This window comes from Kribbella sp. CWNU-51 (assembly GCF_054073265.1).
Genome location: NZ_JBSXMZ010000043.1, coordinates 101,182 through 113,940 on the forward strand (window position 1 = coordinate 101,182; position 12,759 = coordinate 113,940).

Annotated in this window: 10 protein-coding genes; 8 read left to right on the forward strand and 2 right to left on the reverse strand. The window is 68.7% G+C overall.

Going from position 1 to position 12,759, the window contains the following annotated elements; translation table 11 throughout:
- The first annotated feature begins 17 nt into the window (after positions 1 to 17).
- Together ACXC9Q_RS34235 and moeZ are read left to right on the forward strand one after the other, a co-directional pair.
- Positions 18 to 476: a hypothetical protein gene (locus ACXC9Q_RS34235; RefSeq protein WP_457060793.1), complete on the forward strand. Its 459-nt coding sequence runs from the start codon at positions 18 to 20 to the stop codon at positions 474 to 476.
- Positions 477 to 596: 120 nt separating this feature from the next.
- Positions 597 to 1,787, forward strand: a complete 1,191-nt coding sequence (gene moeZ / locus ACXC9Q_RS34240; protein ID WP_457060794.1) for an adenylyltransferase/sulfurtransferase MoeZ — start codon at positions 597 to 599, stop codon at positions 1,785 to 1,787.
- 56 nt (positions 1,788 to 1,843) lie between these two features.
- Here the strand turns inward: moeZ and ACXC9Q_RS34245 are convergent, their stop codons facing one another.
- A complete protein-coding gene (locus ACXC9Q_RS34245) occupies positions 1,844 to 2,635 on the reverse strand; it encodes a maleylpyruvate isomerase family mycothiol-dependent enzyme (RefSeq protein ID WP_457060795.1) in 792 nt (263 codons plus the stop codon).
- On the reverse strand, positions 2,635 to 3,273 hold the full coding sequence (locus ACXC9Q_RS34250; RefSeq protein ID WP_457060796.1) for a TetR/AcrR family transcriptional regulator: 639 nt from the start codon (positions 3,271 to 3,273) through the stop codon (positions 2,635 to 2,637). Before ACXC9Q_RS34250 ends, ACXC9Q_RS34245 begins: the two co-directional genes overlap by 1 nt.
- An 88-nt stretch (positions 3,274 to 3,361) precedes the next feature.
- On the opposite strand from ACXC9Q_RS34250, the gene ACXC9Q_RS34255 reads away from it, so the two are divergent.
- The 6 genes from ACXC9Q_RS34255 to ACXC9Q_RS34280 all read left to right on the forward strand — a co-directional run bounded on the left by ACXC9Q_RS34255 (position 3,362) and on the right by ACXC9Q_RS34280 (position 11,937).
- Complete coding sequence (locus ACXC9Q_RS34255; RefSeq protein WP_328518629.1) at positions 3,362 to 3,628, forward strand: DUF2277 domain-containing protein; 267 nt, start codon at positions 3,362 to 3,364, stop codon at positions 3,626 to 3,628.
- A 9-nt stretch (positions 3,629 to 3,637) separates the two neighbouring features.
- Positions 3,638 to 3,994: a hypothetical protein gene (locus ACXC9Q_RS34260; protein ID WP_457060797.1), complete on the forward strand. Its 357-nt coding sequence runs from the start codon at positions 3,638 to 3,640 to the stop codon at positions 3,992 to 3,994.
- A gap of 58 nt (positions 3,995 to 4,052) precedes the next feature.
- Positions 4,053 to 4,892, forward strand: coding sequence for a TIGR03560 family F420-dependent LLM class oxidoreductase (locus ACXC9Q_RS34265; RefSeq protein ID WP_457060798.1), 840 nt, complete (start codon positions 4,053 to 4,055; stop codon positions 4,890 to 4,892).
- A gap of 31 nt (positions 4,893 to 4,923) precedes the next feature.
- Complete coding sequence (locus tag ACXC9Q_RS34270) at positions 4,924 to 5,229, forward strand: MGMT family protein (protein WP_328518632.1); 306 nt, start codon at positions 4,924 to 4,926, stop codon at positions 5,227 to 5,229.
- A gap of 80 nt (positions 5,230 to 5,309) precedes the next feature.
- Positions 5,310 to 8,528 carry an ATP-dependent helicase gene (locus ACXC9Q_RS34275; RefSeq protein WP_457060799.1) on the forward strand — a complete coding sequence of 1,073 codons (3,219 nt, stop codon included), beginning with the start codon at positions 5,310 to 5,312 and terminating at the stop codon, positions 8,526 to 8,528.
- Positions 8,529 to 8,706: 178 nt separating this feature from the next.
- On the forward strand, positions 8,707 to 11,937 hold the full coding sequence (locus ACXC9Q_RS34280; RefSeq protein WP_457060800.1) for a UvrD-helicase domain-containing protein: 3,231 nt from the start codon (positions 8,707 to 8,709) through the stop codon (positions 11,935 to 11,937).
- Positions 11,938 to 12,759: the final 822 nt, after the last annotated feature.

Below are 12,759 nucleotides of genomic sequence, written 5' to 3' on the forward strand. Positions count from 1 at the left end.
TGGGTGTAATGACCGCTGTGGCCGCCCCGCGCGTGCCGCTATCCGTTGCTAAAGGCAACAACTGGAACGTCGAACCGGTAGACGGTAGCTACCGCCTGACCCTCCGCCTCGACGCGCCGGCGCCGATGCGCGCGTCGCTGCCGCTGCTCGCGGTCGACGGGGTCGCGCTGGGTGTCGCCAAGCAGTCGCCCGACCAGCGCACGCTCACCCTGATCAGTACCGACCCAGCCGTCTTGAGGGCGGGCGACGTACGGCTGATCTGCTCCGGCGACCTCTCGGTCAGAATCCTCGACGACAACCTCAAGGAACCCACCGAGACCTTCACCGCCACCCTCCACCACTCCAACGCCCCCACCCCCACCCCACCCTCTCCGCCACCATCACCGACAACGACTGACCCGACCTTGAGCACCCACCGACCGTTTTCCGCCGCGGATTCTGGTTGGTGGGTGCTCAAAGAGGCGGTGGGGGAGTGAGATGAGGGGACCGGGATGTGGACAGGGCGCGGGGTGGTTTGGGATGTGCGGGAACATGGGGGAGGGACAGATGGTTGAAAACCGGAGATCCCGTCCCACGTCTTCCTGAGGAGCCGACACGTGTCACTGCCACCGCTGGTCGAACCGGCCGACGAGCTGACCATCGACGAGGTGCGCCGGTACTCGCGGCACCTGATCATCCCCGAGGTCGGGATGGCCGGGCAGAAGCGGCTGAAGAACTCCAAGGTGCTGGTGATCGGCGCCGGTGGTCTCGGCAGCCCGGCGCTGCTGTACCTGGCCGCGGCCGGTGTCGGCACGCTCGGCATCGTCGAGTTCGACACCGTCGACGAGTCCAACCTGCAGCGCCAGATCATCCACGGCCAGTCCGACGTGGGCAAGTCCAAGGCCCAGTCGGCCAAGGAGTCGATTCTCGAGACCAACCCGAACACCAACGTCGTCCTGCACGAGACCCGGCTGGACAACGACAACGTGTTCGAGATCTTCGAGCAGTACGACCTGATCGTCGACGGCACCGACAACTTCGCCACCCGGTACCTGGTGAACGACGCCGCGGTGCTGCTCGGCAAGCCGTACGTCTGGGGCTCGATCTTCCGCTTCGACGGCCAGATCAGCGTGTTCTGGGCCGAGCACGGCCCGTGCTACCGCTGCCTTTACCCGGAGCCGCCGCCACCCGGCATGGTCCCGTCCTGCGCGGAAGGCGGCGTACTGGGCGTGCTCTGCGCGTCCGTCGGTGCGGCGCAGGTGACCGAGGCGATCAAGCTGCTCACCGGCATCGGCGACCCGTCGCTCGGCCGGCTGAACATCTACGAGGCGCTCGACCTGAACTGGCGCTCGCTGAAGGTCCGCAAGGACCCGAACTGCGCCATCTGCGGTGAGAACCCGACCGTCACCGAGCTGATCGACTACGAGGACTTCTGCGGCGCGATCACCGAGGAGGCGGCCGACGCGGCCGTCGGCTCGACCATCTCGGTGAAGCAGCTGAGCGAGTGGATCAAGCTGAAGGACAACGGCGAGAAGGACTTCGTACTGATCGACGTCCGCGAGCCGAACGAGTACGAGATCAACCGGATCCCGGGCTCGGTGCTGATCCCGAAGGCCGACTTCCAGACCGGTGTGGCGCTGGAGAAGCTGCCGCAGGACAAGCAGCTGGTCTTCCACTGCAAGTCCGGCGTCCGCTCCGCCGAGGTCCTGGCGATCGCGAAGGGCGCGGGCTTCTCCGACGCGGTCCACGTCGGCGGCGGCGTGGTCGCCTGGGTCGACCAGATCGACCCGAGTCAGCCGTCGTACTAGACCTGCTCAGGGGGCTGGATCACTCCAGCCCCCTGATGTCCAGCAGCCCCTGACGTCTAGAAGGCCATCCGGCAGCTGCTGACCGCTTCGACGGCCACCGGATCGCCGGTGACGACGGGATGGTCGTCCCGGCCGGACAGCGTCCGCATGTAGCCGACGGCATCCAGAGCGGCGCGGCCGACCGGCTCGCCCCTCCCCAGCCGGTAGGTCCCACCTCCCTGTCCGGTGAGTTCCAGCAGAACGGCCGGACGGTCACCCCAGAACGGACCGGCGTCGACGTCGTACATGACCTGCGCGATCAGTTCCTCGGCGTACGGACCGGCGTCGAACTCCCGCCCGAGTCCTTGGCAGACGTCGTCGCGATGCATCCACAGATCACGGGCGAGCAGGATGTCCTGGATGTAGCCGAGATCGATCGATTCGAAGCCCGGCACGCCTTCGAGCTTCACCCGGATCCGCCGGACGAGCGCCGGGTTCCGGGCAATCCTGCGCGAGGCCTTCGCCCACCCCTTGTCGAACAAGGCCCGCACTTCGGCGGGCGGCGTACCCCGGTGCTCGTCGGCCTGGATCATCATGTGGGCGTCGAGCAGTACCGCCTGCGGGTACTTCCGCTTCGCCTTGAGGTCGCGCAGTGGGAACAACCACGGCCGGAGCACGTCCTCTGCCTGGCCGATCAGGTGCCCGGCGACGTCCGCGACGTCCCACGCGTCGCAGACAGTACGGCGGTGCCACTCGGCTCCCTCGAGTGACGCGAGCAGGTCGTGCCACGCGTCAAGCTCTGCCTCGCGGTGGACCTTGCAGCGTTGCCGGTCGGCCCGGCCGATCTGTTGAGCGAGTACAGCGGTCATCATTTCCCCCTGGTCGGTGCGTAGCGCTGGTAGAACATCTCGAGGACGACGGGCAGCAGCCGGCTGAACCGTCCTTCCTCGTGTGACACATCGGGCTCGTTGGCCATCTGCTGGGACAGCAGACCGGCGGTCATCGAGGTGTAGAGGGCGAGGGCCTCGTCGCTTGTCGCATCCGGGCGCAGGTAACCCGCGTCCACCGTCGCCTGGAGATGGTCCCGGAGATCAGTCAGGGCCTCCTGCGCCGGTGCGTACGCCGCCGGGCTCGGCTCGAAGCCGGGGATCGTCCTCCAGAACAGCAACTGGCAGTAGACCTGGTGGCCCAGACACCAACGGCTGAACGCGGTGGCCGCGATCAGGTTGCGCTCCAGAGGATCGGTGGTGCGCGCCGCGTCCCGGGGTGCACGGTAGGCGTCCCGCAGCTTCTCGGCGCCGCGCTGGAAGAGCGCGTCGTAGATCGCCATCTTCGACGGGAAGTACTGGTACAGCGACGGCGGTTGCATGCCGAGCCGGCGGGCGACCGCGGACAGGCTGAGCGCGGCGACACCCTCGGTCTCCATCAGTTCGATGGCGACGTCCAGGATCTCCGCGATGGTCTCCTGGCGACGGCGGGTACGACGGTCCAGCCCGGCAGTGCTCATGCACTAAGGAAAACCTAAGACCATTAGGGAAGTCAACACCCCGTAGGATTCGGGTGGGTTTGTCCCCGCGGCCACGTAGTGTCTTGGCATGTGCAGAAACATCACGGTTCTGAGGGGACTCGAGCCGGCCGCGACCTCTGAGGAGATCTACGCGGCCGCGCTGCAGTACGTGCGCAAGGTGAGTGGCGTCGGCTCGCTGAGTGCGACCACCCGCGGCCCGATCGAGCGGGCCGCGACCGAGGTCGCGAAGATCACCGAGCAGTTGCTGGCGGAGATGCCGGAGCGCCGGGTCCCGCCGCAGACGGTGCCGCCGCTGCGGCGTCCCGAGGTGCGCGCCCGGCTCGGTCTCGACTAAAGCCTTCCCATGGGGGAGGAGGCTCGCACCGGCCGGCGGCGCCAGGGGGTGGTGTTCGCGCTGATGGTCGTCGGTGTGCTGCTCGCGCTGACGAACTCCAACGCGCAGACCGAGTTGGTGCGCCGGCGTCAGGACACCTGCGACGGCACGTTGACATTGCCGGCGGCCGCGTACGTGCTCGGGTTTGCCGGGCTGGTCGTCGGTGTGATCGCGCTCGTCCTCTTGGTGCTGTGGTTCCACCGCAGCCGCCAGCCGCTCGCCCTGATCCTCTTCGCCACCGCGGCCGCCGCCGTCGTCTTCGAGGTCTTCGCCGTGGTCACCGCCTTCCAGGACGGCAGCCCGATCCAGTCCCTCTGCTTCGGTTAGCGCCCGGGGGTAAGGTCACTCGAGGAAACGGTTACCGAGTGCCTAGGGAGGCGCGGGTATGCGGTTCGCGATCAAGACCAGGCCGGAGCACACCACCTGGCAGCAACTGCGGGACGTGTGGGTCGCGGCGGATCAGTTCGAGATCTTCGAGTCCGCCTGGCACTGGGATCACTTCTACCCGCTCAGCGGTGACATGGCCGGTCCGAACCTCGAGGCGTGGACCACGCTGGCTGCGCTGGCGCAGGCGACCGAGCGGATCCGGCTCGGCTGCCAGGTGACCGGGATGATCTACCGGCATCCCGCCGTACTGGCGAACATGGCCGCGACCACCGACATCATCTCGAACGGCCGGCTCGAGCTCGGCATCGGCGCCGGCTGGAACGAGATGGAGACCACCGCCTACGGCATCGACCTCTATCCGCTGAAGGAACGCTTCGACCGGTTCGACGAGGGCACGCAGGCGATCATCGCGCTGCTCACCGAGAAGGTCGCGAACTTCGACGGCAAGTACATCAAGCTCACCGACGCGTACTGCGAGCCGAAGGCCGTGCAGACCCCGCACCCGCCGATCACCATCGGCGGCAAGGGGCCGAAGCGCACGTTGCGAGCGGTCGCCCGGTGGGCCCAGCAGTGGAACGTCATCGTCCAGAGCCCGGAGGAGTGGAAGTCGCTCAAGGACGTGCTGATCCAGCGCTGCGAGGAGGCCGGTCGCGACGTCAACGAGATCACCTGCTCGGTCAACGTCCGCATCGACCCGGACGCGCCGCTCGACACCGCGGTCGCGATGGCAGCGGCGTACGCCGAAGCGGGCGTCGATCTGGCCGTGATGAACCTCCCGCTCGACGCCCCGCCGTCCGTGCTCGAGCCGCTCGCGAAGGCGCTCGCCCCGCTCGCCTGAACTGTCCGCGGTCCCCGCTAGGTTTGGGTTCGTGGACAGGGAGGAGTACGTCGAGGCGGTGTTGCGTGCCGTCGAGTCGATCCCGCCGGGCAGCGTCGCGACGTACGGCGACATCGCGGAGTACGTCGGTCAGGGTGGGCCGCGTCAGGTCGGCGCGATCATGCGCGAGTACGGCGGTGGCGTGCCGTGGTGGCGGGTGATCCGGGCTTCCGGCGTACCCGCGGACGAGGTCGGCGACGAGCAACTGCACAACCTCCGCTCCGACGGCGTCCGCGTCACCAACGGCCGGGTCAACCTCCGCGAAGTCCGCTGGGATCCGGACGTCGACGACCACTGATCTGTCCGCTTTCCGGCTAGTGAAGTCCGTGCTCGGAGTGGGCGATCGGGATTGTCGGCGGGGTCTGCTGGGATGGGGCGATGGTCAGCAGACAGGGGTCCCGGTATCGGCTGGTCCGAGCCGAGGGGCGCAGCGCGGAGGCGCCGGTCCTGGATGCGGATCAGCAAGCGGTCGTTGATCATGCCGGCGGACCTCTGCTGGTGCTGGCTGGGCCGGGGACGGGGAAGACGACCACGTTGGTCGAGGCGGTCGTCGACCGGGTGCGGAATCGCGGGCTGAATCCCGACCAGGTGCTGGTGCTGACGTTCGGGCGCAAGGCGGCGACCGAGCTGCGCGACCGGATCACCGGACGGCTCGGGCGGACGACCCGGGTGATGCCGTCGATGACTTTCCATTCCTTCTGTTATGCGTTGCTGCGACGTTTCACACCGGCCGACGCGTTCGACGTGCCGCTGCGGCTGCCGTCCGGACCGGAGCAGTCCCTGCGGTTGAGTGAGGCGCTGTCCGGCAGTCGTGAGGTCGGTGCGGTGTCCTGGCCGGGGAGTCTGCATCCGGCGTTGAAGACGCGCGGGTTCACCGACGAGGTGCAGGCGGTGATCGGCAAGGCACGGCAGCTCGGGCTCGACCCGGAGGACCTGTCCGCGATCGGGCGCTCGGCGGACCGGGCCGAGTGGGTCGCGGTCGGCGACTTCTTCGAGGAGTACCTGCAGATCCTCGACCACGAGCGGGTGCTGGACTACTCCGAGCTGATCCACCGCGCCGTGATCCTGGCCCAGCAGCCGCTCGTGCAGGCCAAGCTGCGGACCGAGTTCAAGGCCGTCTTCGTCGACGAGTATCAGGACACCGATCCCGGTCAGATCAAGCTGCTGCAGGCGATCGCCGGCGACGGCCGCGACCTGGTCGTCGTGGGCGATCCGGACCAGTCGATCTACACGTTCCGCGGCGCCGACGTCCGTGGTCTGCTGCGCTTCACCGACGAGTTCCGTACGTCTAGTGGTGCGGAGGCGGCGCAGATCGCTTTGGGCACGACCCGACGCTTCGGTACGACGCTGCAGCGGGTGTCTCGCAATGTCGTCAGTAGGTTGGGCGTGCCGGGGACGCTGGACCGGGACACGTTCGAGCGCTTCCGGAATCCAGACGCCAGCGGATGCGTCTACGGCGCCGGCAAGGTCGAAGCGAACCTGTACTCGACCAGCGGTGCCGAGCTCGAACACATCGCGGATCTGCTGCGTCGCGCGCATGTGCAGGACGGGGTCGGCTGGAACGAGATGGCGGTGCTGGTCCGGTCCGGCAGTCGTTCGATCCCGCCATTACGTCGTGCGCTCGCGGCCGCCGGGATCCCGGTCGATGTCGCCGGTGACGAACTGCCGTTGTCCCGGGAGCCCGCCGTACGTCCGATGCTGTTGGCTTTGCGGGCTGTCGCGGATCCGTCGACGCTGACGGTTGACGTCGTACGGTCGCTGGCGTTGTCGCCGTTGGGGGCGATGGACGCGGGACAGTTGCGGCGGCTGGCGCGGGTGTTACGGCGGCGTGATCGCGAGGCGGCCGGTGGGCAGCGGTTGCCGCGGTCGTCGGACGAGCTGCTGCGTGAGGCATTGGTGAATCCGCTGCTGCTCGACGAGGAGGCGTCGCCGGCCGAGGCGCGGTTCGCGGCCCTGGGCGAGAGGTTGCTCAAGGCAAGGAACATCGTGCCCGCGGGGGCCGCGCCGGACGAGGTGATGTGGTCGCTGTGGTCGGACTCGCCATGGTTGCGGCGGTTGCGCGGTCAGGCGCACTCCGGTGGGGAGACGGCGCGGGCGGCGAACCGGGATCTGGATTCCTTGTGCGCGTTGTTCGACGCGGCGAGCCGGGCCGAGGAGCAGGTCGGGTTCAAGGGGGTCTCGGCGTTCCTTTCGGAGCTCGAATCGCTCGACATCGCGGCGGACAACCGGTTCGACGGGACGTATCGCGAGGCCGGCGTCCAGCTGATGACGGCGCACCGGTCGAAGGGGTTGCAGTGGCGACTGGTCGTCGTTGCCGGTGTGCAGGAAGGGCAATGGCCGGATCTGCGGCGGCGGGGTTCGCTGCTCGAGCCCGACCGGCTGGGGCCTGACGGGCTTGTCGATCCGTTGTCGGCCGGTGCCTTGCTGGCCGAGGAGAGACGGTTGTTCTACGTCGCGATCACGCGGGCTCGGGAGCGGTTGATCGTGACGGCGGTGCAGGCGCCGGAGGCGGACGGGGATCAACCGTCCAGATTCCTTGCCGAGCTCGACATTCCTTTGAAGCTGGTTGCGGGTCGGCCGCGGCGGCCGTTGTCGTTGCACGGTCTGGTTGCTGATCTGCGGTGCGTGCTCGCGGATCCTGCGTCGTCGCCCGCGCTGAAGCGGGTTGCCGCTGATCGGCTGGCCCAGTTGGCCGACGCCGTGGACGACCGGGAGCATCCTCTGGTGCCTACGGCCGATCCGTCGCGGTGGTGGGGTGTGCGGGAGCGCACCCGCTCGGAGCGGCCGATCGCGGATCCCGATCTACCGGTGCAGTTGTCGGGGAGCGCGCTGACGACGATCGTGGACTGTCCGCTGCGGTGGTTCCTGACCCGGCGGGCCGGCGGGGAAACGCCTAGTACGTCGGCGATCGGGTTCGGCATGGTGTTGCACACGTTGGCGGACGCGGTCGCGACCGGGACGTTGCCGCCGTCGGTGGACGAGCTGAACGGCTGGCTCGACAAGGTGTGGACGCAGCTGGAGTTCGAGTCCGCGTGGATCTCGGACCGGGAGCGCGTCGAGGCGGAGGCTGCGTTGCGGCGGTTCGTCGCGTGGCACCAGGGCCGGCCGGATCGGACGTTGGTCGGGACGGAGGTCGAGTTCGACGTACTGCTCCCGGACACCGACAAGCCGGCGGTCCGGGTCAAGGGCCGGATGGACCGCGTCGAGCAGGACACCGAGGGGACGATCCGCGTGGTCGACCTGAAGACAGGCCGGTCGCTGCCGACCAAGCCGGCGGTCGCGCGGCACGTACAGCTCGCGATCTACCAGCGCGCGATCGCGTCCCGTCAGCTGAAGGTCCTCGGCGACGAGCCGGTCGCCGGCGGCGCCGAGCTCGTCCAGCTCCGTCACGACGACAACGGCGGCTTCCCCAAGGTCCAGCACCAGGGCCCACTCGAGACCGACGAGGACGGCAAGACCTGGCTGGACGAAGCGGTCGACAACGCCGAGTCCATGGTCCGCACCGAAGAATTCACCGCCCAACGCAACGACGGCTGCACCCGCTGCGAAGCCCGCGCCCTCTGCCCCATCCAACCCGAAGGCCGAGAAATCGTCTGATGCGCGCACCCACCGCCGCCCGCCGCCCACCTCTCGGGACCTCGCCTCACCACCTCGTTTCGCCCACCGCCTACCTCCACCCAGCAGGCGGTGAGGCCACCTATACCTCGTCCACCGCCGGCCTCCCGGCGCGCAGTTCAGGTCCCCACAGTTTGCTTGCCGGAGAGGAGTCCTGGTGATGCGTGCGCAGCTGAGCACCACGGCCGAACTGTGTGATCTGCTGGGGATTCCGTTCAGTGATCAGCAGTTGGCGGCCATTACGGCTCCGTTGGCGCCTGGGGTGATTGTCGCGGGCGCCGGGTCGGGGAAGACGACGGCGATGGCGGCTCGGGTGGTGTGGTTGATCTGCACCGGGCAGGTGAAGCCGGAGGAAGTGCTCGGGCTGACGTTCACGAAGAAGGCGGCCAACGAGCTGGACGTGCGGATCCGCGAGGACCTGACGAAGGCCGGCGTACTCGGCTCGACCCTGCCGAAGGATCAGCACCCGATCCTCGCCGCCCACCTCCGCAGCAACATCCCGAACTGGGAACCGGAGGAGCCCGGCGAGCCCGTCGTCTCGACGTACCACGCGTTCGCCGGCACGCTGATCGCCGAGCACGGTCTCCGCCTCGGTCTCGAGCCCGACGCCCGCGTCCTCGCCGACGCGACACGGTTCCAGCTCGCGGGTCGCGTCGTACGGCGATCCGCTGGGCCGATCCGGTTCGCGTCGCACCACGTGCCCACGCTGGTCAACAGCCTGCTCGCGCTCGACGGTGAGCTCGCGGACCACCTGCTCCGGGCGGACGACGTACGCGACCACGACGAGGCGGTCCGACGAGAAGTCGCCGCGGCACGCAAGCAGACGGTCGAGGTGCGCAAGCTCGCCGAGACCGCGTTGAAGCGTGGCGAGATCCTGCAACTCGTCGAGGAATACCAGGCGTACAAGGGAGAGCGCGGCGTCGTCGACTTCGCCGACCAGATGGCGCTCGGTGCGCGACTGGCCGAGGAGTGCCCGGAGGTCGCGGCGGTCGAGCGGTCGCGGTACAAGGTCGTGCTGCTCGACGAATACCAGGACACCTCGGTATCGCAGCGCCGCATGCTGACCGCACTGTTCGCCGGGGGCGACGGCCGAGGGCATCCCGTGACCGCGGTCGGCGACCCGTGCCAGGCGATCTACGGCTGGCGCGGCGCATCCGTCGCGAACCTGGACGAGTTCCCCTCACACTTCCCCAACGCTGACGGTTCGCCGGCCCGCCGCTATGTACTGAGCGTCAACCGCCGCTGCGGCAGCCGGATCCTCGCCGCCGCCAACCAGCACGCGGCTGAGCTGTACGAACAGCACCCGGGCGTGATCCCGCTCGAAGCCCCCGACAACGCACCCGAAGGCGCGATCACCGTCGGCCTGTTCGAGACGCGCTCGCAAGAGATCGAGTGGGTCGCCGATGCGATCGTCGCCGCCCACCGCACCCCGAACCGCCGGTGGAAGGACATCGGCATCCTGATGCGGACGAACGTCGACCTCAGCGCGGTCCACGAAGCCCTCATCGCGCGCAAGGTCCCGGTCGAGGTGGTCGGCCTCGGCGGACTGCTTGCGCTCCCCGAGGTCGTCGACGTCGTCGCGACGCTGCAAGCGGTCAACGACCTCACGGCCAACGCGGCCATGCTGCGGATCCTGACCGGTCCGCGCTTCCGGATCGGCCACCGCGACCTCGCCCTGCTCGCCAACCGGGCGCGCACCCTCGCCGATGCCGGCGAACGCCCCGCCGCCGACGACCTGGTCGCCGCACTCGACGCCGCGGTCGCCGGGATGGACTCCACCGAGGTCATCTCGCTCGCCGAGGCAGTCGATGATCCGGGGCCGAACGCGTGGGGCTACGCACCGGAGGCCCTGGTCCGCTTCAAGGAACTCTCGACCGAGTTGCGCGAGCTGCGTGCGCACGCGGGGGAGCCGCTGCTCGACCTGGTCCGGCGGGTGATCACTACGATCGGCCTGGACGTCGAGCTCACCGCCACCCCCGGCCACGTCGACGCCGGCCGCCGCGACCACCTCGCGGCCTTCTTGGATGCCGTCGGCAACTTCGTGTCCACCGAGTCGGACGGTTCGCTCGACGGCCTGCTGGCGTATCTGGCCGCTGAGGAGGAGTACGCCGCCGGCCTCGATCTCGCCGTACCGAGTGAAGCGGACTCGGTGAAGCTGCTCACCACGCACCGGTCGAAAGGTCTGGAGTGGCCGATCGTCTTCGTGCCGACGCTGGTCCAGAAGGTGTTTCCGTCGGATCGCGGCCGGGACAAATGGACCACGAACGCGAAGGTGCTGCCGTGGCCGCTGCGCGGTGACGCCGGCACGCTGCCCGACATCCACGACCTGTCCAATGCCGGGCTGAAGTCGTTCGCAGACGAGTGCAAGGTCGTGAACGCGCTGGAGGAGCGGCGGCTCGGGTACGTCGCTTTCACCCGGGCGAAGGAGATCCTCGTCGCCACCGGGCACTGGTGGGGTCCGACGCAGAAGCGCCCCCGCGGACCGTCGTCGTACCTTTCGATGCTGAAGCAGCACGCCGGCGAGCGGGTCGTCGAGTGGGCCGAGCAGCCCGAGTTGACCGCGGAGAATCCGGAGCTCGCCGAGCAGACGATGGCTCCGTGGCCGACGCCGTACGACGTGGAGTCGTACCAGCGACGGTTGGATTCGGCGGCGCTGGTGCAGCAGGCGCGGGCGGAGGGGCCGTCGATGGAGGCCGAGGAGTCGCTGCTGCTGGACGAGCAGGCGACGGTCGCGCGGTGGGACTCCGAGATCGAGCGATTGTTGTCCGAGGCAAGGGAAAGCCGGAGCCGGAAGGCGTACGACGTGACGCTGCCGGCGGCCCTGTCCGCGACCCAGGTGATGCGCCTGGCCAAGGACCCGGACGGCCTGGCGTCCGAGCTGGCCCGTCCGATGCCGCGTAAACCCAATCGCGCGGCCCGCTTCGGCACCCGCTTCCACGCCTGGGTCGAGAGCTACTTCGGTCAGCAACTCCTGCTCGACCCCGATGATCTTCCCGGCGCCGCGGACGAGGACATCGTCGACGACACCGACCTGACCGAACTCATGGACGCTTTCCGCATCGGCCCGTACGGCGAAACCACGCCGTACGAGATCGAAGCCCCGTTCGCCCTCGCCCTCGGCGGCCGAGTCATCCGCGGCCGCATCGACGCCGTCTACCAGGTCGTCCGCCCGGACGGCTCCCGCGGCTACGACGTCATCGACTGGAAGACCACCCGCACCGAATCCGCCGACCCCCTCCAACTAGCCATCTACCGAGTCGCCTGGTCCGAACTCATGAACATCCCCCTCCACCAGGTAACCGCCGCCTTCTACTACGTCCGCACCGCCGACATCGCCCGCCCAGAAAATCTCCCCACCAAACAAGAACTCAACACGCTTTTGAACGGCTAGCGCGCGTTTCGAACTGGCCCTTCGGCCCGCAGCCGCAGGCCGGACTGCCCGTTCGATCGGGTACCCCCGTGCCGGAGAAGCCGAAGCGGCGCGGTCCTCCTTCGTGGCTGCAGCCGGAAGGTCATGCGGTGGGTGGGGGCGAGCAGGTCATGCGGTGGATGGTGCGTGCGAGCTCGGTGGGGGGGGAGCAGGTCGTGGTGGGTGGTGTCAGCTCGCGAGATCGCTTTCTGCGCTGAACGGCTGGTGGATCCTGCGGCGTTCCGTCCGGGCACCGGCGAGGTCGTTGCTACCTGCACTGTGCGGGGTTGTGGAGTCGCCCCAAGGGTCGAAGGCAGCACTGTTCTCGTTTGCGGGGTTGTTCCGGCTGCGGCTGGTCACAGTCGACTTCCCGCCATCACCCCATGGATCGAAGTCACTGCAGTCGGAGTGGGTAGGGGCGGACGTGGGCCGCTCCTCAGGCGCGACGTACCCACCGGCCTTGCTCCGACCGGGCTCGCTTTGACCGCCCTCGCTCCGACCGGGCTCGCTCCCCACGGCGTCGCCCCATGGGTTGAGGCGGGCGGCATCGTCGGCCGTGATCCAGGGCGGGTCCGTCTCCCTCGGCCAGGCAGCGTGGACCTGCCGGCTGCACCCCCGGTTGAGCGGGGTGTCGGTTTGGTGGGGTTGGGTGTGGTGGTTGGTGGCCGGTATCTGTCGCGGGGGATGCGGTTGGGGGTGGCCCAGGCGGGGCGGGCGACGTCGACGATGCCGTTGGTGATCTGGATGGTCCAGTGGCCCGCGTGCAGGTCACGGTGACACCGTTTGCACAAGAGCACGAGATTG